Origin of the sequence: Roseovarius azorensis, assembly GCF_900109455.1 — a bacterium.
Classification (GTDB): Bacteria; Pseudomonadota; Alphaproteobacteria; order Rhodobacterales; family Rhodobacteraceae; genus Roseovarius; species Roseovarius azorensis.
This window is the reverse complement of sequence record NZ_FOAG01000007.1, coordinates 174,262-200,612: the sequence shown is the minus strand read 5'-3', so window position 1 is coordinate 200,612 and position 26,351 is coordinate 174,262. Positions and strand designations below refer to the sequence as shown.

Annotated in this window: 29 protein-coding genes; 3 read left to right on the top strand and 26 right to left on the bottom strand. The window is 62.1% G+C overall.

Translation table 11 applies throughout. The features are described from left to right. Positions 1 to 6 precede the first annotated feature (6 nt). From BSG08_RS12455 to BSG08_RS19495, 13 genes are all read right to left on the bottom strand, one after another. The gene (locus BSG08_RS12455; protein WP_245770694.1) at positions 7 to 1,434 is read right to left on the bottom strand and encodes a multicopper oxidase family protein; all 1,428 of its coding nucleotides are present in this window, start codon (positions 1,432 to 1,434) and stop codon (positions 7 to 9) included. A 525-nt stretch (positions 1,435 to 1,959) separates the two neighbouring features. Continuing rightward, positions 1,960 to 2,388, bottom strand: a complete 429-nt coding sequence (gene cueR, locus BSG08_RS12445) for a Cu(I)-responsive transcriptional regulator (RefSeq protein ID WP_093037272.1) — start codon at positions 2,386 to 2,388, stop codon at positions 1,960 to 1,962. 88 nt (positions 2,389 to 2,476) lie between these two features. Beyond that, the gene (locus BSG08_RS19725; protein WP_245770693.1) at positions 2,477 to 3,181 is read right to left on the bottom strand and encodes an SPW repeat domain-containing protein; all 705 of its coding nucleotides are present in this window, start codon (positions 3,179 to 3,181) and stop codon (positions 2,477 to 2,479) included. Between the two features lie 7 nt (positions 3,182 to 3,188). Beyond that, complete coding sequence (locus tag BSG08_RS19720) at positions 3,189 to 3,662, bottom strand: hypothetical protein (protein WP_245770692.1); 474 nt, start codon at positions 3,660 to 3,662, stop codon at positions 3,189 to 3,191. 140 nt (positions 3,663 to 3,802) lie between these two features. Continuing rightward, complete coding sequence (locus BSG08_RS12435; RefSeq protein ID WP_093037269.1) at positions 3,803 to 4,465, bottom strand: methyltransferase family protein; 663 nt, start codon at positions 4,463 to 4,465, stop codon at positions 3,803 to 3,805. After that, positions 4,462 to 4,755 (bottom strand): DUF2933 domain-containing protein, encoded by a 294-nt coding sequence (locus BSG08_RS12430; RefSeq protein ID WP_245770691.1) that lies wholly within the window; start codon positions 4,753 to 4,755, stop codon positions 4,462 to 4,464. The genes BSG08_RS12435 and BSG08_RS12430 overlap by 4 nt, the downstream gene beginning before the upstream one ends. Beyond that, complete coding sequence (locus BSG08_RS12425) at positions 4,752 to 5,357, bottom strand: type 1 periplasmic-binding domain-containing protein (protein ID WP_093037266.1); 606 nt, start codon at positions 5,355 to 5,357, stop codon at positions 4,752 to 4,754. Before BSG08_RS12425 ends, BSG08_RS12430 begins: the two co-directional genes overlap by 4 nt. Further along, a complete protein-coding gene (locus BSG08_RS12420; protein ID WP_175544778.1) occupies positions 5,354 to 7,708 on the bottom strand; it encodes a copper-transporting P-type ATPase in 2,355 nt (784 codons plus the stop codon). The genes BSG08_RS12425 and BSG08_RS12420 overlap by 4 nt, the downstream gene beginning before the upstream one ends. Then, positions 7,705 to 8,652, bottom strand: a complete 948-nt coding sequence (locus BSG08_RS12415) for a ribose-phosphate diphosphokinase (RefSeq protein WP_093037263.1) — start codon at positions 8,650 to 8,652, stop codon at positions 7,705 to 7,707. The genes BSG08_RS12420 and BSG08_RS12415 overlap by 4 nt, the downstream gene beginning before the upstream one ends. Further along, positions 8,649 to 10,151 carry a thymidine phosphorylase family protein gene (locus BSG08_RS12410; protein ID WP_093037261.1) on the bottom strand — a complete coding sequence of 501 codons (1,503 nt, stop codon included), beginning with the start codon at positions 10,149 to 10,151 and terminating at the stop codon, positions 8,649 to 8,651. The genes BSG08_RS12415 and BSG08_RS12410 overlap by 4 nt, the downstream gene beginning before the upstream one ends. Then, positions 10,148 to 11,530, bottom strand: a complete 1,383-nt coding sequence (locus BSG08_RS12405) for an MBL fold metallo-hydrolase (protein ID WP_093037258.1) — start codon at positions 11,528 to 11,530, stop codon at positions 10,148 to 10,150. The genes BSG08_RS12410 and BSG08_RS12405 overlap by 4 nt, the downstream gene beginning before the upstream one ends. Further along, the gene (locus BSG08_RS12400; RefSeq protein ID WP_093037255.1) at positions 11,527 to 11,892 is read right to left on the bottom strand and encodes a DUF5676 family membrane protein; all 366 of its coding nucleotides are present in this window, start codon (positions 11,890 to 11,892) and stop codon (positions 11,527 to 11,529) included. Before BSG08_RS12400 ends, BSG08_RS12405 begins: the two co-directional genes overlap by 4 nt. Positions 11,893 to 12,005: 113 nt before the next feature. Beyond that, complete coding sequence (locus tag BSG08_RS19495) at positions 12,006 to 12,173, bottom strand: hypothetical protein (protein WP_175544777.1); 168 nt, start codon at positions 12,171 to 12,173, stop codon at positions 12,006 to 12,008. Between the two features lie 104 nt (positions 12,174 to 12,277). Between BSG08_RS19495 and BSG08_RS12390 the strand changes: the two genes are divergently transcribed. Continuing rightward, positions 12,278 to 12,808, top strand: coding sequence for a hypothetical protein (locus BSG08_RS12390; RefSeq protein WP_139274570.1), 531 nt, complete (start codon positions 12,278 to 12,280; stop codon positions 12,806 to 12,808). 44 nt (positions 12,809 to 12,852) lie between these two features. On the opposite strand, the gene BSG08_RS12385 is transcribed toward BSG08_RS12390, so the two are convergent. The 8 genes from BSG08_RS12385 to BSG08_RS12350 all read right to left on the bottom strand — a co-directional run bounded on the left by BSG08_RS12385 (position 12,853) and on the right by BSG08_RS12350 (position 19,144). After that, positions 12,853 to 13,548, bottom strand: coding sequence for a CBS domain-containing protein (locus BSG08_RS12385; protein WP_093037247.1), 696 nt, complete (start codon positions 13,546 to 13,548; stop codon positions 12,853 to 12,855). A gap of 39 nt (positions 13,549 to 13,587) precedes the next feature. Then, complete coding sequence (petA, locus tag BSG08_RS12380; protein WP_093037244.1) at positions 13,588 to 14,187, bottom strand: ubiquinol-cytochrome c reductase iron-sulfur subunit; 600 nt, start codon at positions 14,185 to 14,187, stop codon at positions 13,588 to 13,590. After that, complete coding sequence (gene fabI / locus BSG08_RS12375; RefSeq protein WP_093037241.1) at positions 14,184 to 15,029, bottom strand: enoyl-ACP reductase FabI; 846 nt, start codon at positions 15,027 to 15,029, stop codon at positions 14,184 to 14,186. The genes petA and fabI overlap by 4 nt, the downstream gene beginning before the upstream one ends. Beyond that, the gene (locus tag BSG08_RS12370) at positions 15,022 to 15,201 is read right to left on the bottom strand and encodes a hypothetical protein (protein ID WP_093037238.1); all 180 of its coding nucleotides are present in this window, start codon (positions 15,199 to 15,201) and stop codon (positions 15,022 to 15,024) included. The genes fabI and BSG08_RS12370 overlap by 8 nt, the downstream gene beginning before the upstream one ends. A 6-nt stretch (positions 15,202 to 15,207) precedes the next feature. After that, on the bottom strand, positions 15,208 to 16,974 hold the full coding sequence (locus BSG08_RS12365; RefSeq protein ID WP_093037235.1) for a DUF3141 domain-containing protein: 1,767 nt from the start codon (positions 16,972 to 16,974) through the stop codon (positions 15,208 to 15,210). Further along, on the bottom strand, positions 16,967 to 17,170 hold the full coding sequence (locus BSG08_RS19715; RefSeq protein WP_245770690.1) for a hypothetical protein: 204 nt from the start codon (positions 17,168 to 17,170) through the stop codon (positions 16,967 to 16,969). The genes BSG08_RS12365 and BSG08_RS19715 overlap by 8 nt, the downstream gene beginning before the upstream one ends. 221 nt (positions 17,171 to 17,391) lie before the next feature. Beyond that, positions 17,392 to 18,018, bottom strand: a complete 627-nt coding sequence (locus BSG08_RS12355) for an RNA polymerase sigma factor (protein ID WP_093037229.1) — start codon at positions 18,016 to 18,018, stop codon at positions 17,392 to 17,394. 244 nt (positions 18,019 to 18,262) lie between these two features. Beyond that, entirely contained in the window at positions 18,263 to 19,144 is an 882-nt protein-coding gene (locus BSG08_RS12350; RefSeq protein WP_093037227.1) for a DMT family transporter, read from the bottom strand. A gap of 272 nt (positions 19,145 to 19,416) precedes the next feature. Between BSG08_RS12350 and BSG08_RS12345 the strand changes: the two genes are divergently transcribed. Both BSG08_RS12345 and BSG08_RS12340 read left to right on the top strand, forming a co-directional pair. Next, on the top strand, positions 19,417 to 19,830 hold the full coding sequence (locus BSG08_RS12345; RefSeq protein ID WP_245770689.1) for a class I SAM-dependent methyltransferase: 414 nt from the start codon (positions 19,417 to 19,419) through the stop codon (positions 19,828 to 19,830). After that, positions 19,827 to 20,870 (top strand): type II glyceraldehyde-3-phosphate dehydrogenase, encoded by a 1,044-nt coding sequence (locus BSG08_RS12340; RefSeq protein ID WP_093037225.1) that lies wholly within the window; start codon positions 19,827 to 19,829, stop codon positions 20,868 to 20,870. Before BSG08_RS12345 ends, BSG08_RS12340 begins: the two co-directional genes overlap by 4 nt. Positions 20,871 to 20,913: 43 nt before the next feature. Here BSG08_RS12340 and BSG08_RS12335 read toward each other — a convergent pair whose 3' ends face one another. From BSG08_RS12335 to BSG08_RS12315, 5 genes are read right to left on the bottom strand one after another with little or no spacing between them, the layout of a single operon-like run. Beyond that, entirely contained in the window at positions 20,914 to 21,684 is a 771-nt protein-coding gene (locus BSG08_RS12335) for an SDR family NAD(P)-dependent oxidoreductase (protein ID WP_093037222.1), read from the bottom strand. An 18-nt stretch (positions 21,685 to 21,702) separates the two neighbouring features. Then, entirely contained in the window at positions 21,703 to 22,614 is a 912-nt protein-coding gene (gene arcC / locus BSG08_RS12330; protein WP_093037220.1) for a carbamate kinase, read from the bottom strand. A gap of 4 nt (positions 22,615 to 22,618) precedes the next feature. Beyond that, on the bottom strand, positions 22,619 to 23,620 hold the full coding sequence (gene argF, locus BSG08_RS12325; RefSeq protein WP_093037218.1) for an ornithine carbamoyltransferase: 1,002 nt from the start codon (positions 23,618 to 23,620) through the stop codon (positions 22,619 to 22,621). Positions 23,621 to 23,644: 24 nt separating this feature from the next. Next, positions 23,645 to 24,874, bottom strand: coding sequence for an arginine deiminase (locus tag BSG08_RS12320; protein WP_093037215.1), 1,230 nt, complete (start codon positions 24,872 to 24,874; stop codon positions 23,645 to 23,647). Positions 24,875 to 24,896: 22 nt separating this feature from the next. Then, positions 24,897 to 26,345: a YfcC family protein gene (locus tag BSG08_RS12315; RefSeq protein WP_093037213.1), complete on the bottom strand. Its 1,449-nt coding sequence runs from the start codon at positions 26,343 to 26,345 to the stop codon at positions 24,897 to 24,899. Positions 26,346 to 26,351 lie beyond the last annotated feature (6 nt).

Below are 26,351 nucleotides of genomic sequence, written 5' to 3'. Positions count from 1 at the left end.
CGGGGCTCATGCGACACGGATCACGCCCATCATTCCCGCAGCCTGGTGCTCGAGAATGTGGCAGTGGAACATCCAGTCGCCGGGATTGTCGGCAACGAAGGCTATTTCGACCCGTTCGCGGGGTGCCATCAGCACCGTGTCCTGCCATTCCCTATGCGGCGTCGGCGCACCGTTTCGGCTGATCACGCGGAATGAGTGGCCGTGCAGATGAATCGGGTGATCGAAGGCGGTCGCGTTGGTCATTGCCAAGATGTGACTCGCGCCGAGATCCAGCGTCAGGAACGGGTCAAGCACATGTCCCTCGGCGGCTTTTCTGTTGACGAACCAGATGCCGCGCCCGTCATGCATCATGCCCATCATCCCGCCGCCCATCATGTCTCCACGCGGCTCCAGGCCCATCTCCCCCTCCACCATCATTCCCATCATCCCGCCGGTGAATGTCACCTCATGACGCTGCGCAGAACTCAGGTCTGGTTCGGCAATGGGATTGGCTGGCAATGCGATCGGCCAGTCGGGGGTGGCCTCGCGCAGGGCGACGTCGGCGTAGGAGAAATCGAGAATACGGAAATCGTTCCCGCGATAGGCACGGTCGACAAGCTGGCCTCGCGTACCTGGCTTGCCGGTACAATCCAAGATCACATCGGCGCGCATTGCGGGCCCGAGAACGACAACACCGTCCCGCGGCTCATGCGGCGTGACGGGTTGCCCATCCAGCGCGATGATGCGCGGTGCATGGTCCCCGAAATCGAGTGCGAAGATCCGAGCATTCGCGGCGTTGATCAGGCGGAGGCGGATCCGCTTCCCTGATGCCACGGCGAATGTCTCCGGCACACGACCGTTGATCGTCACGGTGTTGCCGAGGCGGCCCGCGTGACTCACGTCATGGGCATTGCCGAAATCGTCCGAAATCGATGCGTCGTCGGTCAGGCGCCAGTCGTCCAGCACCCAGGTAACGTCGCGGTCGATACGAGGGGGATTGGCCTCCTCGATAATAAGGGGACCGTAGAGACCGCGCCCGACCTGCTCGAAGCTGCGCTGATGTGGGTGATACCAGAAGGTGCCGGCATCGACTGCATCGAATTCATAGACGAACCTGTCGCCCGGGGCGATCGGCACCTGTGTAAGGTGCGGCACCCCGTCCATTGCGTTCGGAAGCCGGATACCATGCCAATGCACGGTGGTTTCCTCTGCAAGGTCGTTGGTAACCTCGACCTGCAGGCGTTCGCCTTGCCGGATGCGGATCTCGGGGCCCGGAACGTTGCCGTTGTAGCACCAGGCCGCGGTGTCGGGATGTGGCTCAGGAACAAGCCGTGTCCTTCCCGGTGCGGCCCGGAGCGAGAATCTCTGGGTGGCGGCTTCCGCCGCCCCCGGAAAAGGCAGAGTGGTGGACATGACACCCGCGAGCGACGAAGCGACAAAGGCGCGGCGCGTCACGGTAGGTTTGTATTTCAAAGACATCGGACTGGGGCTCTCTGATAATTCGGTCCTCCGCTGGAGCCAAAGCGGCAACTGCGGTTGGAAATACCCGCAACGCGGAGCGGCATTGCTCCGGCGTCACGGCATGACACTGCGACCGCGAAATCGCGGCGCGTGTCAGATCAGAGAAGGAATCTTGGAGGCTGTTTGGCAGGCGGACTGCTCAGACCGAGAAAATCCCGCGCGATCGGCAGTCCATGAGCGCTCGAAACTGCAAGTGGACCAAGTTCCGCCGACGCTTCCACGACGGCGGCGGCGGCCGCTGAGTTGCAGACGAAATCACATGCGACGCCCAAGGTTCCCGCCGTATCGTCATCACATGCCTCGCAGCCGACACCTGCCATTTCAGCTCCGGCTGCGATCATTTCAGATGCCATCCTGGCCGAACCGGCCGCATGCACAACCGAGCTTACCGCGAAGGCGGCAAGGACGGCTATCATGATGAGGCGGGCGACAAAGTGCATGCGGCTAATTTACCAGTGTTCAGAGGGTTGTTCCAGCGGGATGTTTTCGCGTCTCCGCGAGGTCGGAACGCGTCAGATCATCCATTATCGGGCAGTCGGGACGATTATCGCCATGACACCGAACGACAAGATCGCGAAGCGTCGCGCTCAGCGCCTGCAACTCCTCGATTTTCCGATCCACCCGCGCGAGATGGCTTTGTGCGATCGCCTTGACGTCGGCGCTGGACCGCTCGCGGTCCTCGTACAGCGATAACAGCGTGCGACATTCCTCGATGCTGAAACCCAACGACCGCGCCCGGCCGAGAAACGCCAGCTTGTGCAGATCCTGAACAGCGAAATCGCGGTACCCGTTTTCACGCCGCGACGGTTGCACGAGTCCGATATCCTCGTAGTACCGGATCGTTTTCGCCGGCAATCCGCTCTGTTCCGAAACATTTCCAATGTTCATGGCTGGCAATCCTCTCCTTGAAACATCAGATAGTCCTTCCACCTACTGGAAGGTCAAGGACGCTTGGCAATCTTTTTGTGACGCCCCTTCAAAAAATGAACCTGTCCCAACTCCCATAGTGTTCCTCGCTGCGCTTCCCACGCGGCAGGCTGAGCGCGATGAGAGCGATCCCGGCGAGGATACCGACAAGGCTGCCTGCCACCGTGCCTCCGCCCAGAAACCAAGGCGCGACAATGAGCCAGAGGCCGAAGAGGATGTTAAGGAACCGCAACGGGCCCGCGACCTCGGCCCAGGCGATGACCGCGGTGGTCAGGACCAGTGCGCCCAGCAGGTGATCGCTGTTCGCCATTGCTGCTTCGTTACCGAAAATCGCGCGCGACAACATTAGGAAGGCACCAATCGCCGCGCTCAGCCCGAGCGTCCATGGTACAGTGACGCCGCGTGCGCTTTGTCGGAAGAACTGCATCGGTTGCGCGTCGAAGCTCATTTCGTCCCCCGTCTTGCCGCCGGGCAGAGCATCGCCCCTGAAGAACGCGTGCCAGAACGGTCTGCCCCGGCGCGTATTCCAGACCATGAACTGCACCATCGCGACGATCTCATCAAGCGAGAACGGGATCATGATCAGCATGGCCAGCGCCGCCATCAGGCAGATTGTGCAGTAGGTGCCGATGGTGATCGGCTGGATGATGATGAAATAGATACTGACAACGCCGAGGGGCCCCACCACAATTCCGAAGAGTGCTACCATCCAGGGCATGGTGCGCCAGCGCAGGCGGCTTCCCATGACGCCCATGAAGGATCTAGAACATGTAGCTCATGGCGCCAAGCCCACCGTCAGCAATGCGCCAGGCCTTGGAGACATCCGAGGTGATGATGTATTCGGTGCCGTTCATCGCGACCGGCGAAGAAAAGAACGGCTCCCAAACACCGTCTATGTGGCCGAGCTGATAGGCCGACAGGATGCGCGACAGGATGAAGCCTACGACACCGAGCGCGATGATCGGCAGGCGCTGGACGTAGGTGGATGGGCAGTAGGTCCAGCCGGGCGGGATGTCGGTGTCGTCCATCATCCCCTCACGTGACATGCCTGGCATCATGGGAATCAGGATCGTCAGTGCGACTAATAGCGCACCGATAAGCGAGTCATTGGCATAGACGGCCGCATCCGGCGTCCAGAACACCAACGGCGCGGCCAGCAGCCAGACGCCGTTGATCGAGTGGCAGACAACGCAGTCCTTGGATGCAAAGAGCAGCTTGCCCTTGGCCGGATCCATCGGCGGTATCATGAGCCCGGGACTTATCATGCTCATCTGTTCGCCATGTGACTCGGCGATTGCTGCCGGTGCCGTCGAAAGCATTACAATCGCGGCAAGTACATTTACCTAGCTCTTCATCTTTTCCTCCCGGGTTTGCATCAATCGTATTGGGGGTCGTCGCTCCTTTTGGTCCGATAGCTGGGGATGAAAGCGGGAACACGGCTTGCATATCTGTCCCAGCTTTCGCCGAACCGTTCGCGGCTGTCGGCTTCTTCGGCACGCGCAAGGCGGGCGTACATCCAGACCAGCACCGGGAACATCGCGAGCGTCAGGATGGTTGGCCACTGCACTAGAAAGCCCAGGATGATGAGAACGAATCCCACGTATTGGGGGTGGCGAATGCGGGCATAGGGCCCTGTCGTGGCCAGCCGCCCCTGCCGTTGCGCCGACCAGAGATGGTGCCAGGCTACGGATATCAGCCAGAAGCCGCCTCCGATCAGTGCGAAACTCAGGATATGGAAGGGGCCGAAATGCGGGTTTGATTGCCAGCCGAACATCATTTCGGGCAGATGTCCGCTATCGTGGGCAAGCCAGTCGATATCCGGCCAAGTGGATTGCAGCCAGCCGGACAAGAGGAAGATCGTCAACGGAAACCCGTACATCTCGGTGAAAAGCGCCACGACGAAGGCGCTGAACGCCCCGAAACTCCGCCAGTCGCGTTTGGTCTGCGGCTTGAAGAAGCTAAAGGCGAAGATGATGAAGACCGCCGAATTGATGAACACCAGCAGCCAAAGGCCATATGCCGTTCCGGGTTCGGTCATGTCTTGTCACCCCCGGAGCCATGTCCGCCGTGACCGCCGTGCATGAAGAAGTGCATCCCAACGCAGAGCAGCAAAGGCAGCCAGATCAGCAATCCGCTGCCCAGGATGTGCGCCCGGTGCTCGTAGCCTAGAAGAAGGCCACCTACTGCCAGGGCGACGATCAGATAGATGCCGGCGCGTGACCGCCAGAACGAGGGGGGCGCGATCGGCTCGGAGTCTCCGTCCAAGCCGTCCAGTTTTTCCGGGTCTTCGTGGGCAACGTCAGAAACGAGCCTTGGATCTTCTTTCATCGAGTATTCTCCTGCCAGTCAATGCCGCTCGCGGTATCGGCGAGAGCGGTCTCCAGCGCCACGCGCGGCGAGATCCCGTCGAGCGGACGGATCGCGGCATCCAGCCGCCGGGCGGCGTTATAGCCCCGCGCCGCCGCCTCGGTCGGTGCCGAGCCGTAGGCACTTCGGTAGCGCGCGGCAAAGTTGTCCGTGTCGTCCTCGGTCGCCCAGCCGTTCGGAAGCGCGCCGGGACGCAGCACGACGCCGGCGAAAGCAAGCGATGCGGTGGCGGCGGATCCCTCCGGTTCCGGTCCGATCACGACCAGGACGTCGGGCGGCATCCGAGGCGTCCCGACCAACCCCGCGACCTGGCCTGCCGCTTCGGCGGGCAGCGGCAGGAGCTGCACGTCTACCCCGCCCAGATGGCCGTCTGATGTTTCGTCCGCATGCCCGTCCCGCTCATCCGCCGCCAACAGGAATCCGTTGACCGCCTCGGCGAGACGCGCCTCACGTTCTTCACCCGCCACCAGAAGCCCGGCGGTAAACTCATGCGCCGTCGCCATGTTCGCCGTGACGGTGAGCGCAAGAGCGGCCAGCGCGCCGTGAACGATGTCCGATCTCATATTCTTGCACCTCTCAGCCGCAGCGAATTGAGCACCACCGAGATCGATGAGGCGCTCATGGCGAAGGCGGCAAACATCGGGCTGATGAGGATGCCAAAGAACGGAAACAGCACCCCCGCCGCGACCGGCACGCCGGAGGCGTTGTAGATCAGCGCGAAGAAAAGGTTCTGGCGGATGTTGCGCATGGTGGCCCGGGCAAGCCGCCGCGCGCGCACGATCCCGTCGAGGTTGCCCTTGACCAGAGTGATGCCGGCACTTTCGATGGCCACATCGGCGCCAGTGCCCATGGCGATGCCGACATCGGCCTGTGCTAGGGCCGGTGCGTCGTTGACACCATCCCCGGCCATCGCGACCCTGCGGCCCTCTTTCTGCAGCTCCTTGATGATCCGCGCCTTGTCTTCGGGCAGCACATCGGCCCGGATCTCGTCGATGCCAAGACGTGCTCCGATGGCTTTGGCCGTGCGTTCGTTATCGCCGGTCGCCATGATGACGCGGAACCCCAGTTTATGCAGGTCCTTGATGGCGGCAGGTGTGGTCTCTTTCACCGGGTCGGCGACCCCGACAAGACCGGCGATCTCGCCATCCAGCACCACGAACATCACCGTCTCGCCCTCGTCACGGCGGGCATTTGCCTTGGCGGTCAGGTCGCCCGCCTCAAGCCCCAATTCGCGGATCATCGCCAGATTGCCGAGTGCGACCGCCTTGCCGTCCACCACGCCCTTGACGCCCTTGCCGGTGACCGCTTCGAAGTCGTCGGCATTAGCCATCTTCACACTTCGCTCCTCGGCACCCCTGACGATCGCTTCGGCAAGAGGGTGCTCCGATCCGCGCTCGAGCGATGCGGCGAGACGCAGGACCTCCGCCTCGTCGTGACCGCGCTCGGGCAGGACGGCGACAAGCTGTGGTTTGCCCATCGTCAGCGTCCCCGTCTTGTCGACGATCAGGGTATCGACCTTCTCGAACCGCTCCAGAGCCTCGGCGTTCTTTATAAGCACCCCGGCCTGGGCCCCCCGCCCCGTTGCCGTCATGATCGACATCGGAGTTGCAAGCCCAAGGGCACAGGGACAGGCGATGATCAGAACCGCAACGGCGGAGACGAGCGCATAGGACAGTGCAGGCGCCGGGCCCCAGAGCCCCCACGCGATGAAGGACAGAATTGCAACACCGATCACGGCCGGAACGAAATATCCCGCCACCTTGTCGGCATACTTCTGGATCGGTGCGCGCGATCGTTGCGCGTTGGAGACCATCTCGACGATCTGCGCCAGCATCGTGTCGGACCCGACCCGTGTCGCCTCCATCACCAGGCTGCCGGTGCCGTTGATCGTGGCACCGGTCAGCGGGTCGCCCTCCGTCTTCTCGACCGGCACGGGTTCACCGGAGATCATGCTTTCGTCGACCGAGGACCGGCCTTCCAGAACCACGCCATCTACCGGCACCTTGTCGCCGGGCCGCACGCGCAGCCGGTCGCCGACCTGTACATCCTCCAGCGGAATCTCCTCTTCGGACCCGTCGTCGCGGATGACCCTTGCGGTCTTGGCCGCCATGTCGAGCAGCGCGCGGATCGCCTTGCCGGTGCCTTCACGTGCGCGCAATTCCATCACCTGGCCAAGCAGCACCAGCGTGACGATCACCGCTGCCGCCTCGAAGTAGACGCCGACATGCCCTTCGGCGTCTCGAAATCCGTCGGGGAATATCCCTGGTGCTAGAACGGCAACGACGCTGAAGAGCCAGGCCGCCATCACGCCCATGCCGATCAGGGAGAACATGTTGAGGTTCATTGTCCGGAACGAATTCCAGCCCCGAACCAGAAACGGCCAGCCGCACCAAAGGACCACCGGGGTTCCGAGAACCAGCTCGATCCAGAGGGTTGCTCGCTCGCCGAAGATCTCGCGCACTCCCGGAAAGCCGAGATAGGGACCCATGGTGAGGATCAGAAGCGGAATGGTCAGGACCGTGCCGACCCAGAAACGTCGGGTAAAGTCGACAAGCTCCGGATTTGGACCGTCCGCCGCGATAGCAGCCGATTCAAGCTCCAGCCCCATGCCGCAGATCGGGCAGGATCCCGGCTCGGTCTGGCGCACGGTCGGGTGCATCGGACAGGTGTAGACCGCCCCATCATAGCCGTCGGGGATGGTATCGTATCTGCCGTCCGCCGGGGCAGTGCTTGCGTGGTGGTCGTGGGCATCGTGATCATGCCCGGTATGGGCGGCAACCTCCTCTTCGGGCACGAGATGCATACCGCATTTCGGGCAATCGCCCGGACCGTTCTGCCGCACCTCTGGATGCATCGGGCAGACGTACACGACGGTTTCGGTGTCGGATGTCGCACGGCTTGCTTGGTTGTTCATTCGGGTGTCCTCTCGGCGGGATTCGGATCCAACCTAACTGTTCCAGCAACTGGAAGGTCAAGGCCTGTCGCGACTGACCGGAGCGCTTCGGCCAGTACACTGGAAATTCCAATCGCATTCGATGGATGGGGTATGGTGTCGGTGGTAATAACCCTTGCCGCACCGGCTGACAGGATGGCGTCATGGGCGCCATCCGCAAAGACCGCGTGGATGGCCAGGCAGACAGGCGCATCGGTTCCGGAGGCAAGCAATCGCTCGACAGCCCGCGCCATCGTGTTCCCGGAGGACGCGATGTCGTCGAGGATCACCGGTTTTCCCTCCCGCAGAGCTACGCTTTCAGGCACGCTGACATCGACGCTGCGGTCGCCGGACCTCACCTTGCGCAAGACCTCATAGGGTCGTCCGGCCAGCCGGGCCACCTCGGCCACCCATTGCTGGCTTTCGCTGTCGGGACCCAGAAGAACGGCGTCTGGCAAGTTCGTCTCGATCCAGCTTGCCAACAGCGGGGCGGAGACGGCGCGTATCGCCGGCATCGGGAAGACATCCTCCAGTCGGCGGATGCGGTGCAGATGCGGATCGACGGTCACCAGCCAGTCGAAACTTTCCCCCAGGAATTGCGCGAACAGCGGCGCGCTGACCGCCTGCCCGGCTTCGAAACGGCGGTCCTGCCGCATGTAGCCGAGATAGGGGGCGATCAATCCGACGCCGCGCGCGCCCATCTCGCGGGCCGTCGCTGCGGCGAAGCGCAATGGCAGGGCAAGGCGGTCGGGATCGCGCAAAGTCGCCAGCAGCGCCACATCGGCGCCGTCCAGATCGCCGGGCAACGAGATCAGGCTTTCGCCATCGGGGAAGCGGTGCCAGTCGAGTTCGCTCAATTCCGCCCCCAGCGCGGGTGCCAGATCTTCGGCCAGCGGCCTCATCTCGGGAAACGGAACAAGGATCATGACATCTCCCCGGACAGCGTGAGCACGCCCGATTGGGACTCGGCATAGGCCAGGGCATAGGCCAGCTCCCCGGGTGTTTCGGCATGAAGTTCATAAAGCGGCTGGCCGCTGTCCACCCGGTCCCCAATCCGCACCAGCAACCGAATGCCAGCGCTCTTCTGACGCGGGGCACCGGCCAGCTTGGCGATGCGCGCGATCCGGCGGCTGTCCACGGCAGTCAACTGGCCCGCGTGCGGCGCGCATATGTCGATGCGCTGCTCGGCGGTTCCGGGTTCCCGGAAACCGCCCTGTGCGGCGCAGATTGCCATGAACTTTGCTTCCGCCGCGCCACTGTCCAGAAGTTGCTCTGCGCGGCCCCGCCCCTGCCCCGCCTCCTGCGCAAGGTCCAGAAGATGCCCGGCTAGGTCAAGCGCCCGCATGCGCAGGTCACCGGGCGCGTCCGGCGCGCGCCGCAGAACCGCCAGCACGTCCAGGGCTTCCAGCGCCGGTCCGATGCCGCGCCCAACAGGGGCCACGCCGTCACTGACATGCAGCGCCAGGTTCAGACCCAGCGCCTTGCCCACTGAAGACAGCCGGGTCCCGAGAGCTTCCGCCGCTCCGGCCGACCGCACCTTGGCGGTGGGTCCGACCGGGATGTCGATCAGGACATGCGTGGCACCGGCCGCCGCCTTTTTCGACAGCACACTCGCCACGAGCTGGCCAGTGGAGTCGAAATCAAGAGGGCGTTCGACACGGATGAAATGATCGTCGGCTGGGCTGAGGGCGAGCCCGCCACCCCAGACGATGCAGCCGCCCTCGGCTTCGACCACCCGGCGCAGCGCGGCGGCATCGAGAGCGACCGGTGCCATGGTCTCCATTGTGTCGGCCGTCCCCGCCGGCGAGGTGATCGCACGGCTCGACGTCTTGGGGATCAGATACCCCGCCGCCGCGACGATGGCGACGACGATCGGCGTCGTCCGATTGCCCGGCAATCCGCCGACGCAGTGTTTGTCGAGAACGGCCCGGTCCCCCCAGTCGAGCGTCTGCCCGGCATCCTTCATGGCGCGGGTCAGCGCCACGGTCTCGGCCTCGTCCAGCCTGTCGCCCGCACAGGCGGTGACGAATGCGGCAAGCTCGAGATCCGAAAGCCGATTGTCGAGAGTGTCGCTGACGATTCCTGCGAATCCGGCCTGATCCAGTCTTTCGCCATAGGCTTTCGCCCGGATCATCGACGCGGAAGCGGGCGGTTCAGGGTGCGAGAACGCGGCCCTGTCCCCCGCCTGCGCTTCAAGGGCCGCCCAGGCGGAAAAGGACAATGCTGCCTGGTCCACGGCAAGCCATGCCCCGCGGCCGACGACATTCAAGGTTGCGATGATCCACCGGTCCTTCAGGTCGATCCGTATTCGAGTCTGGGCCGCAAACCCCTCGGAGCGGCAGACATGGCAGTCTTCGTGCATGTAGACGACCGGCTGCCGGTAGGTGTCGATGCCGGAGGGGACAAGGGCAAGCGTATCGGTCATCGCGGCCGGTCCAGATAGACGGACTCGAGGTGTTCCGGGACACGCACGGGTCGCCCAAGCTCATGTTCGACGCGAAATCGCAGGGTGTCCGCTGCCAGAGGCTCTCCATGGGTCAGATAGGTCATCGTCGGGGCGGGACCGGCGGACATCCAGCGCAGGATTTCGTCGGCATCGGCGTGCCCGGAAAAGGACTGGAGCTGAACCACCTCGGCCTCGATGGGAAACTCTCGTCCGAAGATGCGCAAACTCCGGGCGCCCCCGGCCAGTGTTGCGCCACGCGTGCCACCGGCCTGAAAACCGGACAGCAGGATTGCGTTCCGCCGATCCCCGCCGAAGCTGGCCAGATGGTGCAGAATACGCCCGCCGGTCAACATTCCGCTGGCGGAGACGATGATCATCGGACCCTGGCGAGCATTCAGTTCCTTCGATTGTTCGACCGTGTTCACCCGCTTGGCGATCTCGAACATCGCGATGCAGTCTTCGCGGCTGACGTGATGTTCGTCGTGGTGCGCGTGATAGATTTCCGTCGCGTCCACCGCCATCGGACTGTTGAGAAACACCGGGACATAGGGAATGTCGCCCCGCCCCATCAAACGCGCGATATGCAGCATCAGGCCTTGCGCCCGTCCGACGGCGAAGGACGGGATCAGTACCGTGCCACCGCGGGCAAACGTGCGTATCAGGACCGGGGCCAGTTCGGCCTCGGGGTCGATGTCGGGATGGGACCGGTTGCCGTAGGTGGATTCGCAGACCAGCACGTCGGCCCCGCCGAATGGGTTCGGCGGTCGCATCAGCGGATCGGGATCATGGCCCAGATCGCCGCTGAAATGGACAATCTTGCCGCCAACTTCAAGCTGGATCTGGGCCGCCCCAAGAAGATGCCCCGCCGGAATGAAACTCGCCGCGATGCCGTCACCCAGCTCGACCCTCTGATCGAAGGGGTGAAGATCAAAGCGATCCAGCGCGGCCTTTGCATCCTTGAGCGTGTAAAGAGGCTTTGGGTTCTTATGTTTGGAATATCCCTTTCTGGCGGCATAGCGCGCCTCTTCTTCCTGGATATGCCCGCTGTCGGGCAGAATTAGCCCGCACAGTTCCGCCGTTGCCTCGGTGCAAATTATCCGCCCGCGAAACCCCGCCCGGATCAGCGCGGGCAGATATCCTGAATGGTCCAGATGGGCATGCGTCAACAACACGGTATCGATGGTATTGACGCGCACAGGGAACGGTTTGCGATTGCGTGCGCGTAGTTGTTTGAAGCCTTGGAACAGGCCGCAATCGACCAAGATGCGCCGTCCCATGCCTTCGATCAGATAGCGCGATCCTGTCACCGTTCCGGCGGCACCAAGGAAGCGCAGTTTCGGGCGTGCGGTCACGATCATGCCTCTGCTCCCCTGCCCGAGATGGCGTTGAACAGGCCGCCAAAGATCAGCGCGGCGTACCAGCCATACAGAAAGCTTTCGACCAGGCCGATGATGAAGCCCACCGGGGTCAGCCAGATGAAGCCCGGTAGCAGTCCGGACCAGACCTCGTACATCGCGTAGCCGGGGAAGATCAGATCGAACACGACGCAAACCACGTATGTCAGCGCCAGAAACAGGCTCAGCGCCCAACCCAGTGGCATGATGGGCAGATGCGCACGCCCTGTCTCGGTATTCCCGCCCATTACGCAGGCCCCGCACATCATGCGCAGGGCCAGGAAAAGGATCGCCGCGACTGTGGTGAAATAGATGATGGGCATCATGGCTTGCTCCTTTCTTGTCGATGATCAACTGGATGCACGAACACTCCTGCTGGATGGCACCGGCTCAGGATGGTCGCGACTGGCGCAAGACGCCCATCCTGCGAGGGATCGCCTCAGTTCTGGCCGCAGCAGCAGCCGGACTTGGCCGGTTTGACTTCGGCGATCTCCGCAACGCGCGGTTCGACCTTGGCTTGCGGATGCGCGCCGACCTTGCCACCGCAACATCCCGTCGGTTTCTGCGTGACCGTATCTTGTGTCTGAGAAGTTGAATGGGTGTCCATTTGGGCCTCCTTTTGTTTGCCTTCATCCAGTAGACGTTCACGGACGAAAAGCATTACAGGAATTGGAAATCCGCCAAGCTGTCCTGGTGACGGAGCTTTTGGATATGTCGACCGGAGACAGGCGAGCACATAGTTCGAGGGAGAAGACGGTGCCGACACGACTACCAAATCGACCTATCCCCGCGGAACTGGATCTGCTCGTCCTGTCGTTCATGGGTCATTTCACATGGGAGCTGTTGCAGGCGCCTCTGTTTTCGAGCCTAACCGACAAAGGCCATATCCCCGGCATCCTTATCTGCCTGAAAGCAACCTTGGGCGATCTCGGCATTGCACTTGCGGCCTTTTGGGCCGCCTCTGTTGCCGGTCGCGGCCGGGATTGGGCGGCGCATCCCGCGGTGGTTCCGGTGGCGGTTTATCTCTCAACCGGGCTTGCCATCACGATCGGCTTCGAATTTCTTAGCACCGAAATCCTAGACCGCTGGACCTACGCACCGGACATGCCGCGACTGCCGCTCTTTGGCACAGGTCTTTCACCGTTTCTGCAATGGCTGATCATACCAAGCCTGGTGCTATGGTATCTCAATCGACTTTCGTCGTTGAATGATCCTTCGCGAAGCAATCGCCGCCCTGAGTAACGTGAGCTTCATCTTGCCCGGAGCTTTGCTTCGGGCGACGGTGGTCAGATCCCGTAGGCCCAGGCCGGCAGTCGGCCCATGTTGACATCCACCATCCCGACACCGGGCACGTTTTCGACGGCGACGCGAATTGCATTCTCCTCGAAATCGCTGTCGGCGACACCCCAGACGGCGACATTCCCGTTTTCCACCGTGTAGTTGATCAGGTTGACCGCTGCACCGGGCACTTCTTTCAGAGCCTCGTCAATCTTCGCACGCAGCACGCGGTCGTCGTCCGACGGCTCAGGCAGCGCCTTGTCCTGAAGCGCCGACAGCGCATGAAGCAGGTTCGCCCGGCTGACAATGCCGACCACTTTATCGGATCGCACCACCGGCACTCGCTTGATCCGGTGCTTTTCCAGAAGACGCGCGATCGCGGCGACATTGGAATCCTCTTCGACCGAAACGATATCGCGGGTCATCACGTCCTTGACACGATCGCTTTTGAGCTCGATGAAATCCTGAGCGGAGCCGCGTGCCCCGTCCAGCAGCTCAAGCCACCACGACCGGCGCGGGCCGTCGGACTCGCGAACACGCCGCATGAGATCGCCTTCGCTGATAAGTCCCTTGAGGCCGCCCTCTGCGTCAACGACGGGCAGAGCGCTTACGTGGTGGTCGAGCATCAGGCGCACCGCGTCCTCGATTTGTCCTTCCAGCGGGACCGTGATCACGGATGTTGTCATGATATCCTTGGCTTGCATGTCATGGTCTCCTTCTTGGACTATTGGACGATTTCTCGGTCAGGTGCCGATGACGAGTTGCAGGTCATCGCCTAGGGTGTAGGGCGGTATATCGAGGTTGCGTGGCGCCGGCCCCTTCCGGATCCGCCCCGAAGTGTCGTAATGCGATCCGTGGCACGGGCAGAACCAACCGCCGAACTCGCCCACCGCCGACCCATCCTGGCCCAAGGGAATACAGCCGAGATGGGTGCAGACACCGATGACGATCAGCCATTCACCAGACGCATCCGCCGTGCGGTTTTCGTCGCGCGCGGGCACCTCGCCGGTCAGGTTCGGGTTTTCGCGCCCGCTATCGACGGGGTCGACAAGGTCGCCGATTTCGACAGCGCGGGCAGCCTCGATAGCCGCTAGAGACCGGCGCCAGACGAAGACCGGGCGGCCCCTCCACTTGACGGTAATGCGTTGGCCCGGTTCGACGCCGGAAAGATCGACCCTGACCGTACCGGAGGCGGTCACGTCGGCAGAGGGGTTCATCGAATCGATCAACGGCCAGACTGCGGCGCCGGTGGCAACGGCACCGGCCGACGCGGTTGCATAATACAAGAAATCGCGCCGCTCTGTTTCGGGCAGTTGGTCAGTATGGTCTCTGATCTGGCTCATCGTGAATTCTCCGATTTGGCGTTCAACGGGGCAGCAAAGACAGGGCTTTCGATATGAACGCCCGCATCGACATGCAGTACCTCGCCCGTGATGCCGCTTGTATAGTCACTGGCGAACAGCAAGGCGGCTCGGCCCACCTCGTCGGCCTCGATGTTGCGCTGCAGGGGTGCGGCACGCGCGGTCGCGTCCAGAAGTCCCGCAAAACCGGTCAATCCCGATGCCGCGCGAGTCAGCACCGGCCCTGCCGAAACTGCGTTCACGCGGATGTTCGATGGGCCGAGTTCGTGCGCCAGATAACGCACCGTAGCTTCGAGAGCCGCCTTCACCGGCCCCATCACGTTGTAGTTCTCCACCACACGTTCGCCACCGAGATAACTCAGCGTGATCAGGCTGCCTCCACCGCTCATCTGTGGTTCGGCCAGATGCGCCATCCGGATAAGAGAATGTACCGACACGTTCATCGCTTGGGCGAACCCTTCGGCCGAGCAATCGGTCAGCCGACCACGAAGATCGCCGGGCGGCACACTGCCCACGGCATGAAGGATGAAGTCCAGCTTTCCCCAGCGATACGCAATTGCGTCGAAGACAGCGTCAAGTTCGTGCGGAGCATTCACATTGCAGGGTAGGATAATCGGCGCTTCGAGCCGTGCGGCCAATGGTGCCACATGTGGTTTGGTTCGCTCATTGACATAAGTGATGGCCAACTCCGCACCCGCTTGGCGAAAATGCAGGGCGGCGGGCCAGGCAAGGCTGCGATCATTCGCGATGCCGACGACCAGGCCCTTCCGGCCGGACAGATCAAGCAGTTCCGCAGGATCGCAGCAGTCGTCGAAGTCAGGCATCTTCGGATGCTGCCTTGGTATCGGAAGACGCGGCCGTCTTCTTCTCATACGCACTATGACTTCTGCTCGTCTTGCCATCTTTGTGTCCGCCATGACCGAGCCCGAAAAGGTGCATCGCGGCCATTCCGCCGAAGAGGAGAACCAAGACCCAGTTCTCAGAAAGCCATTCCATATTCGGTCACTCCTTGTTTGATGCGGCGTCCGGATGGTTCGCCCGTGCAGGTGAGGTGATGATGGGGAAAGTGCCGAACATCACGCCGAAGACATGGGTGATCCATGCATCGCGCCCCTTGCGCCATGCGCCCAGAACCTCGCCGGTGCGCGCCGACAGCGCGCGTTCGGTGACAATCGCGGGGTGGTTTCCCGGCAAAGGGTCGCGCGTCTCGCGCAGTGTCTCGGCGGTGGATTTGACCAGCGCCATCCATGGGTTCACCCGTTCGGAAAACATCGTCCTGGTCCACCGCATGGGATGCAGGGCGCGCAGCGCCTCGGCGCTGGCCGGGCTGGTCGCGGCCCGCAGCCACGGGCTCACGAAAGTCGAATAGGCCGCCTCGTTGATCCGCGATATCTGCGCCACCTGTTCCAAGGCTGCATCGTCCGACGCAATGCCCAGATCGTCGACCTCGCGCGGCTCGAACCGCACCGCGAAATCGCCGCTCTCGCAGTCCGGGTCGCCCGACGGATTGTCGATCAACATCTCGTAAAGCCCCGGTGCCAGCGCCTCGACCTCGTCCAGGCTTTCCAGGATCGCCCGATGCTGAAGCTTCGCGATGGACCCCGAGACAAAGATGCCAAGGTGGCCGACATGCGGGTGCGTCATGTAGACGATGCGCTGCCCGGCTGCCTTGAGCGCATCGGTGTCGGGATAGAGCTTGGCGATCCACCCCATTGCCTGTTCGGGCGGCGTGATGTTGTCGCCCTCCGAGGCAAAGATGATGAGCGGATTGCTGATCCGCTTGAGGTCAACGGTGCAATGCGCGTCCAGTTGCATCTCGCCCTGCTCCAGCCGGTTGCCGATGAACAGGTTTTGCGTGATGCCGAGGATTTCCTCGCGGCTGAGCGTAAAGTAGCCATTCCACCAGCGTTCGAATTCCAAGAACCGTTCGCGTTCGGTGTCGGCACGGGCAAAGAGGGTCGCGTATTTGTCCCAGATGGCTTTCTCGGGTTGCAGGTTCTCGAAGTTTTGCGCCAGCCATGCCCCGTCGAAACGACCGTCGCCCAGATCGGAGATCATATGCGCGGCCCATGCCCCGCCCGACAGCGCTCCCATCATCCGCATCGGGCTGCTTGCCGCCTCGCCCGACCAATAGCTGAGCGGCGAGCCATTCAGCACCACGGGCCCGGTCAGACCCTCGCAATCCGCCGCCAGCAGCGTGGCCGCCCAACCGGCCTGACAATTGCCGTAAAGCACGGGCGCTTTATCCGGGTGACGGCGCGCGACCTCTGAGACGAAATCGCGCAGTGCATAGTGAACGTCGGCCAGCGTCTGACCCGGCATAGGCTCTGGAAAGAAGATCACGAAATAGACCGGATGGCCCTCGTGCATCGCCATCCCGACCTCGCTGTCGCGCTTGAACCCGCCGATGCCCGGCCCGTGCCCGGCGCGCGGATCAATGATGATCACCGGCGGCTTCGCCGCGTCAACGCAATCGTCCCAGCAATCGTCTCCGACCCGCGTGATCCTGAGCAGAGCGTAGTTGGCCGGTCGTTCGAATTTGCGCGTGTCGCGCACAAGCTCATAGTCGAAATCCAGCAGCGGCGGCATGCCCTGCCGCTCATGCGCGATCATGTTATCGGCGCGTTCGCGCAGCGTATCGAGGAACAGCACCCAGCGTTCGAAGGCGTCTTGAGCATAGGGAATGTGAACGCCTGTCCTCGCGACATCGGAGGCAGCTGTAGGGGGTTGCTCCCGCGCCATGGTCGCAAGCCGCAAGCTCTTATTCATCATCGGGTTCCTTCTGATTGGTAGTCTCAATGGAGGATCGTCCAGCGAGCATCACGTGCACGAGATCCTGCGCCAGATCCTTGCGCAGGCCAGCAAGAAGATAGGCCGCATCACCAAACCCGATGCTCAACGCCCGCGCTGCAAGTTCAGGAGGTTGTTTCATCCCTTCGACACGCTGGAACAACGCCCGCGCCATCGGGGCATCTGCGTACGCGGAGGTCTCAGCATATGCGCAGGTCATCCGCGCAAAAAAGTCGCGAAGATCGTCATCGGATGATGGCTGACGGGGGACCCCTGAGTTCCAATCCAACGTAGTCCGCGGCATGGTTTATCATCTCCTGTGGTTGTGCCTTCAGGTACGCTCACAGAAAAAGACGCTGGGTGGTGGAAATCGTTACAGATCCGACTTCGCTGCGATCAAGATACTTGCCCCTCTTCCTCGCAGTCGGTCTCGTGCTCGCCGTTCTCGCAGCCCTCAGGCGGACAATAACAATCGTCGCGGTCCTCTCGGCAGCATGCGCCGCAATGCTTCGTCAGCGCCTCTCGCAAGGCGGTGCGTGCCCTGTGGAGCCGGACACCAAGTGCGTTGCGGTTAAGTCCCAGATCGGCTGCCACGCTTTCGCGACCCTCTTCGCCGAAATCGATGCGTCGGATCAATTCGGCGTCGACCGGGCGCAGTTCGGAAATCAGCCCGCCATGGCAGGTGCACAGCCGCGCCATCTGCGTCGGCGCATCGGGAATCCATTCTTCGGGTTCGCGCGCCGCCGCCGCTGCCAGTCGGCTACGCCGGGTCCCTTTACGGTAGTGATCGTTCAACGTAGACCGCAGGATTGCATACAGCCAGGCATCCATTCGATCGACGTCTCGGAGTTGATCCTTGCGCGTAAGCACACGGACGGAGAAGTCTTGCAGCACATCCTCTGCTTCTGCGCGGTTGCCAAGCCGTTTGACCAGAAACCCCAGAAAGGCGCCACGTCCGTCCAGCAAAGCACGTTCCGTCGAAGCGTCGTGCCCCTGCGATTTACGACTGTCTTGCGCTGCCATGACGTCCCTGCCCTTTCCGCGTATTTTGCGCTTTCAAGCACAATAATGGTCTGATTGTTGCATCTTGCATTTTCAATGCGGGTGAGCGTTGACATGAATCAAGTGCTTCTTCGCCAGACGCGCCGATCTGGAAGACATGTGTTTTCTGTCCGTTTGCGGCGAGCTGGCTTTCGACGATGACGGCGATGGCCAACTTGTCGCAGTGCATCGTTCTAGTTTCAAAATTCCTTTCGGCGTGGCGGCATTAACCTTGTGGTCTGCCCTTCAGGTTGACGAACACAATGCCCAAAATGACCAGAGCAATGCCGGAAAATTGAACTACGGACAGAAGTTCCCCAAAAAACAAGGCGCCAATTGAAAGACCGAAGATCGGCACAAGAAAGCTGAACACAATCGCCCGGTTCAGCTCAACGTCCTCCAGCACGGAAAACCAGAGCCAGTACACCAGCGCTGAGCCGAACAGTGCCAGCCCCAGTAGAGATGCCGCGAATACCGCGTTCCATTGAATGGCGCCCTGATCCTCCAGCGCGAAGGATGCGATCGCGAGGGGCACGCTACCGATAAACAACTGTAACCCCATTGCAAAAAGACCGTCCACTTCGCCCGCGATGGATTTGATCGCCACGTTGCTGACGGTCACCCCCACTGCAGCCAGAACGATATAGGCGAAGCCGATGGCCGACCCCTCTTGCCCTCCATTAAGCAATTGCGGCAGCGCGATCACGAGGATTCCCATGAATCCAATCAGTAGACCGACCCAACCGACCTTCGGCAGCCTTTCGCCAAGCCATGCAACACCCAGTATCGCGGCCAGCAGCGGCTGAGCGTTTGCGATGACCGAGGCGAGGCCCGGAGATACGAATTCTGCTGCATGAAACATGCCCAGAAATCCCAAACTTGTCGCACCAATCCCGACGATCCCCAAGGTCAACCACGTGCGCCAACCGCGCGGGAATGGTCTGCGAAAAATCATGGCCAGACCCACCAAAGTTGCTCCGGCCAGAACTGCGCGCATTGTCGCAAAAGTCAGATGCGGCGCGTATTGCAGCCCCACAGTGATCAGCGGAAAGCACGCCGCCCACAGGAACATGGCCAAAACGATTTTGGTTATGACAGTTGGCGACATCGAGATTTCCTTTTCCAGGTCAGAAGTGGCAGAAATTGCGGAAATCTCCCGATTTACCAACTCAGGTGCGAAGCAGGTAGACGTTGCGGGAGCCGAAACCTTACGTGTGCCGGCCCCTTCTCGTTGCAGGCTGGAGTTCCAAGACTTCGAGCATGCGCGTACCCTATGAGACAACCGCAACCATTCAGTGAAACCGAAGTTTCCCGACGGTGCAACGTTTCCGATCCTTAGGCGTCTTATTCAGAAGAGGTGGATTATGAACCAGAACCACGATGGCGCGCATAGGCGGCAGCGATCCTTGGATCCGGAAATACATCTTCCCCGGCAGCTATCTGCCAACTTTGTCCGAAGCCATCGCGGCAGCAGAGCGGTCGGGGATGTGGGTCACGGATGTCGAGGTTCTGCGCTTGCATTACGCCGAAACACTGCGGCACTGGTCCGAACGTTTCGCCGCCGAACGCGAGACTGCGCGAAGGCTTTACGACGAACGGTTCAGCCGCATGTGGGAGTTCTATCTGGCCGTCTGCGAAATGGCGTTCCGGAATGGACGGTTGATGGTCTTCCAGATCCGGCTTGCCAAGCGCCGCGACACTGTCCCACTGACCCGCGATTACATCGCCGAAACTGAGACAGGTCAGATCGCCGGGAATATATCGTCCGACACAAACACGAGGAGAACATCATGACAGACGCAAAACGGATCAGAGTAGCCGTGAACGGATACGGCGTGATCGGCAAACGCGTGGCGGACGCGGTTTCCGTGCAAAAGGACATGGACCTGATCGGCGTGGCGGATGTCGTCGCCGACTGGCGGGCCCGCATGGCGATCTCGAAGGGCTTCGCGCTTTACTCGGCCGATCCGGATCGCGCCCCGGCCATGCGCGCAGGCGGTCTCGACGTGATCGGAGGGCTCGACGATCTGCTCGCCTCTGCCGACATCGTGGTGGACTGCACACCCAAAAAAGTCGCCGCGCGCAACGTCGAAACCTACCGCGAAAGAGGTATCCGGTTCATCGTTCATGGCGGCGAAAAGCACGAAGTGACCGGCCATTCCTTCGTCGCCGAAGCGAACTATGCAAGCACGATTGGGCGGGACAGTACCCGCGTCGTGTCCTGCAACACGACCTCGATCGTCCGCACCCTCACAGCGCTGAAAGATGCAGGGCTTTTGGGCTCAGCGCGCGGAACGCTTCTGCGGCGCGCCACAGACCCGTGGGAAAGCCATCTGGGCGGAATCATGAACACGCTTGTCCCCGAACCCGAGATTCCCAGCCATCAGGGCCCGGATGCACAAAGCGTCGACCCCGATCTCGATGTGATCACGATGGCCGTGAAGGTGCCGCAGACCCTTGCCCATCTGCACTACTGGTCGGTCAGGATGCCGCGCAAGGCCTCCAAGGACGAGGTGCTGGAAGCGTTCCGCGCCTCCTCCCGCATCGCGTTGATCCGGATGGCGGACGGGCTGGGCGCCCTTAACGCGGTCAAGGAGATGATGGCGGACTTCGGACGCCCCAACGACAGCCTCTACGAGGTGGCCCTGTGGGAAGACATGCTGAAGGTCGAGGGCGACGAGCTGTTCTATGCCTACATGGTCGATAACCAGGCCATCGTGATCCCCGAAACCATCGACGCGATCCGCGCCCTGACGGAAGCCGAGCGCGACGGATCGGTATCGATTGCGCGCACGAACGCGGCGCTTGAGGTCGGGACATTTACGGCGACCTGACAGCCCCCAGCAACAGGATCCAGACCTTTGCGGGCAGGACCGATCAGCCAGCCGCCATGCCCCCGTCGACGGGATATTGCGCTCCGGTGATGAATGCGGAATCATCGGAAGCGAGGAACAGGACCAGATTGGCGATATCGAGGCTTTCGCCGTATCGACCCAGCGGGATCGTTTCGGCAAGCTGTTGCTTCATCTCGTCGCCGTGGCCGGGATTGAACCCTTCCTCCAGCGACCGCATCATCCGCGTGTTGACCGGCGAGGGATGCACGGAGTTGACGCGCACGTTGTGCCTTGCGACCTCTATCGCGGCGGCGCGCGTCAAACCGACGACGGCATGTTTCGACGTGATGTAAGGTGCGACGTTCGGGCTGCCCTTGAGGCCCGCAATCGACGACATGTTGATCACGCTGCCGCATTTCTGCCCAGTCATCACCGGCAGGACATGCTGCAAACCAAGAAACGCGCCGCGCACATTTACCGCCATCACGCGGTCGAAATCCTCGATCTTCTGGTCGGCCAGCGGCGCGACCTTGCCTTCGATTCCGGCATTGTTGAAGAACACGTCGATGCGCCCGAACGTCTCGAGGGTCTGCGCGACGTATCTCTTGCAATCCTCGACCGAGGAGACGTCGGCTGCGATTGTCAGCAGGTCGTCCGGACTGCCCAGATCCCGCGCAGCATCCGACAGGTCGTCATCGTGGAGGTCCACAAGCGTGACCCTGGCGCCCTCACTCAAGAAGAGCCGGGCGGTTTCCAGACCGATACCCGCCGCGCCCCCGGTGATCAGGGCGACTTTATCTTTCAGACGTTTCATGGTTCGTCCTCCTTGGTTTCAGGTGTTTGCAATCATCGTCCCTGCGCGGCCCTCCAGCATGGCAAGCGCATCCTCGAGGCGGCCCACGGAGGCGAAGCGGTCGCGCCCCGAGACGAATGTCGCGGCGGCTGCCACCTTCGGTGCCATCGACCCGTCGGGCAGGTCAAGACGCGCTGCGTCCTCGGGTGACATTTGCCTTATCGCCGCCTGTGTATCAGTGCCGAAATCGCGGAACACGGCCGCCACATCAGTCAACAGCAGCAACGCGTCAGCACCGAGCTTGTGCGCCAGCAGAGCGGTGGCGTGATCCTTGTCGATCACCGCCTCGATTCCAATCAACGAACCGTCCGGCCGCCGCACGACCGGAATGCCGCCGCCGCCGGCGCAGATCAGCGTGACGTCATGACTGAGCAGCAGTTGCAACACCTTCAGGTCGGGAATGTCACTGGGCATCGGCGAAGGCACCACGCGCCGCCAATGCGCACCATCGGCGGCAATGCTCCAGCCGCGCGCTTCAGCAAGCCGCTCGGCTTCCGCCTTGTCATAGACCGGTCCGATGAACTTGGTCGGACGGTCAAAGGCAGGATCCCTGGGATCGACCTCGATCTGGGTCAAAAGCGTGGCGACCGCGCGGTCGTGACCGAGTGCATTTTCGAGCGCCTGTTCGATCATGTAGCCGATCATGCCATCGGTCTCGGCGCCCAGCACGTCGAGGGGAAACGACTCGTCGGGCTTGTAGGCCGCGCCCTGCAGCGCAAGCAGGCCGATCTGCGGGCCATTGCCGTGGGTGATGACCAGCTTGTGTCCGGCGCGGATGATCTGCGCCAGCGCATCTGCCGCACCGGCGACGTTGGTCCGCTGCGCCTCGGCGGTCAGCGGCTCTCCCCTGCGCAACAGGGCATTGCCCCCCAAGGCTGCGACAACCAGCATGGCGCTAAGATCCCAGCGTGGCGACGAGTACCGCCTTGATCGTGTGCAGCCGGTTCTCGGCCTGATCGAACACGATCGAGGCCGGGCTTTCGAACACCTCTTCCGTCACCTCCATCGCGGTGATGCCGAAAAGCTCGGCGATCTCGGCGCCGGTTTCGGTATCGGCGTTATGGAATGCGGGCAGGCAGTGCATGAACCTGGTGCGCGGATTGCCGGTCTTTGCCATGACCTCCGCATTGACCTGATAGGGCAAGAGCAGCTTGATGCGGTCCTCCCATTTGTCCTTGGACTCGCCCATCGACACCCACACATCGGTATATATGAAGTCGACTCCCTTGACGGCGGCGTCGATATCCTCGGTGATCGTGATCCGCGCACCGGTCTCCTCTGCAATGGCCTGCGCCTCGTCGCGGATCGCCTGCGTCGGCCAGCAGGCTTCAGGCGCACACAGACGCACATCCATGCCCATCTTGGCCCCTCCTATCAGCAGGCTGTCGCCCATGTTGTTATGGGCATCACCCAGGAAAGCGTAAGAGATCTGGCGCAGCGGCTTGTCGGAGTGTTCCTGCATGGTCAGGAAATCGGCAAGGATCTGCGTCGGGTGGAATTCGTCCGTCAGGCCGTTATAGACGGGCACGCCCGCGTATTTCGCCAATGTCTCGACAATGGGCTGGCCGAAGCCGCGGTACTCGATCGCGTCATAGACCCGGCCCAGCACGCGGGCGGTATCCTTGACCGTTTCCTTCTTGCCCAGATGCGAACCGGAGGGGCCGAGGTAAGTGACATGCGCGCCCTGGTCATGGGCGGCCACCTCGAACCCGACGCGGGTGCGGGTGCTGTCCTTTTCGAAGATCAACGCGATCTCCTTGCCGGTCAGGCGCGGGACTTCGGTGCCCGCATATTTGGCCGTCTTCAGGTCGGCGGAAAGCTTCAGCAGAAAGCCGATTTCCTGCGGGGTGAATTCGCGCAGCGTCAGGAAATGGCGGTTTCTAAGGTTGTAGGACATGGGGTTTCCTTGTCGTCGAAGGGTTCAGATGGCGTCGCGGATCGTCGGGCAACTCATGCAGTGGCTGCCGCCCCTGCCCCGGCCGAGTTCGGCACCGGGGATGGCCAGCACCTCGATCCCGGCCTCCTTGAGTGCGGCGTTGGTATCGTCGTTGCGGTCATAGCCGATGACGACGCCGGGGCGCAGCGCCAGCACGTTGTTGCCGTCGTTCCACTGTTCGCGTGATTGCTCGGCCGCATCAGAACCGCCGGTGGGCACCAGATGCAGTTTCTTGTGGCCCAGAATTTCAGCGGTGATCTCGAATATGTGGCGCGCATCCCGGCGGATATCGAGCGCAGCCTTGCCGGCACCCGGGCGCAGGTCATAGCAGGTGATCGCATCCGCCACCTCCTTGAAAGTGGTCACCACATCGCCCCCGCAATGGGTGAAAACGGTGTCCAGATGCATCGCCGCGCGCGAACTGGGCATCTGGCAGGCGATGACGCGCGTCACGTCGCCACCCTCGAACAACGCCTCGGCCAGTTGGCCCACCGCCTGTGGCGTCGATCGTTCGCCCATGCCGACCATGACGACGCCATGGCCGATCGGCATGATGTCCCCACCTTCGAGCGTTGCCGTTCCGAATTCCCGCGCCGGATCGCCGAACCAGACCCGCGCCTGCCCCGCGAACGTCGGGTGAAACCGATAGACCGCCGCCATCAGCAGCGTTTCGGGCCGCCGCGCGGCGAAATGCATTGGATTCAGGCTGACGCCGCCATAGACCCAAGCCGAATTGTCACGGGTAAAGATGAAGTTCGGCAGCGGCGGCAGCACGAAACCATGCAGGCCAAGGTAGCTGCCAAACATGCCGGAAGGCGTGAATGGCAGATCGTCCACCCTGATACCGCCCACAAGAAATCTCGCGAGATCGGCGCCGGAGAGAGACTCCATCCAGGCGCGCAGCTCGTCCCGCATCCCGACGCCGACGTCATTGCGGGAGATGCGGTGGTCGAGAACCCAGGCGCGTGCGTCCGACAGGTCGAGCGTTTCGCCCAGCAGCGCCATGGCGTCCAGCACCTCGATCCCCTCACCGCGCATAATACCGGCAAAGACGGCATGATCCTTTATCGCCTGTTTGACCCAAAACACATCGTCAAACAGTAGATCCTCGCGGTTGTCCGGCGTCAGGCGGCGATGCGCGAGACCGGGCGGAGAGACGATCACCTGCCGCAATGCGCCGGTTTCGGAATGAACACCCAATTTCGATTCAGACATTTGGGACGCCTCCTTTTTTCAATCAGAGAATGGCGGCCAGGCTGATCCCGGCCGAGATGAAGACAACGAGGATCAGCAGCAAGGGCCAGATGAAGACGAGCCAGCGGTCAAACGACACGCGCCCGATGGTTAGACCGCCGATCACCACCGCAGAGGTGGGAGTGATCAGGTTCACGAGCCCGCTTGCCGATTGATAGGCGGTCACCACGAGGTCACGGCCGACACCCGCGAAATCCCCCAACGGGGCAAGGATCGGCATCGACAGGACGGCCAGGCCGGACGACGACGGCACGAGAAAGCTCATCCCGATCTCGATCCAGAGCATCAGGTTGATGAACGCGACTTCCGGCAGGCCGCCGAGGGTATCGGCGGCACTATTCAGGATCGTGTCGGCAATCAGGCCCTGCTCCATGATCACCACGATGCCGCGCGCCAGACCGATCACCAGCGCAACTCCCAGAAGATCCTTCGCTCCGTCGACAAAGGACGACGTCAGCTTCTTCTCCCCCATGCGGGCGACCAGCCCGACGACGATGGCCATGCCGAAGAAGAGCGCGCCCATCCGAGCCATCCACCATCCCTGGCTGGAGACACCCCAAATCATCACCGCAAAGGTCGCAAAAAACAGGATCAGGACCAGCTTCTGAGTTCCGCTCAGCTTCGGCTCCTCGAACGTTGCATCCGTCTCGTTCAGAAAAAACTGCCGGTCGCTGTCGCGTTGCGCGGCGACGACGGACCGGGCCGGGTCGGCCTTGACCTTCGAGGCATAGCGCATGACGTAGGCCACGCAGATCGCGAGGCCGCCCAGCAGAAGGACCAGCCGCAGCGCGATACCATCCGTGAACGGGATGCCTGCCGCGTTAGACGCGATCACCGTGGCGAAGGGGTTGATCGTCGATCCCAGCGTGCCGATCCCGGCACCGATCAGGATGATCGCCACGCCGGTCACGGAATCGTACCCCGCTGCGATCACCACCGGGATCAGAAGCGCGTAAAAGGCCAGCGTTTCCTCGGCCATGCCATAGGTCGTACCGCCCAGGGCAAAGAGCGACATCAGGATTGGGATCATCCAGATCTCGCGCCCCTTCAGCCGCACCATCGCCGTCTGGATGCCGGTGTCGATGGCATTCGTGGCATTCACCACGCCCAGAAAGCCGCCTAGCAGCAGGACGAACAAAGCAACGTCGATCGCATTGGCGGCATAGCTGTCGGGATCGTAGAACCCGGCGACGGGCGCCAGCATCACATCGACAAAGCCCTGTGGATTGGGCTCGACCGTTTGATACGTACCCGGCACCGCGATCTCGCGGCCGACCTCTTCGTTCATGGCGCGGTCATATTGGCCCGCAGGGATAATCCAGGTCAGCGCCGCGACAACAATGATAAGCCCGAACAGGATGGAATAGGCGGTGGGAAACCGTGCCGCCATGCCCTTCCCGTCCGGTGTCTTGGTCGATGATGTGTCAGACATCTCAAG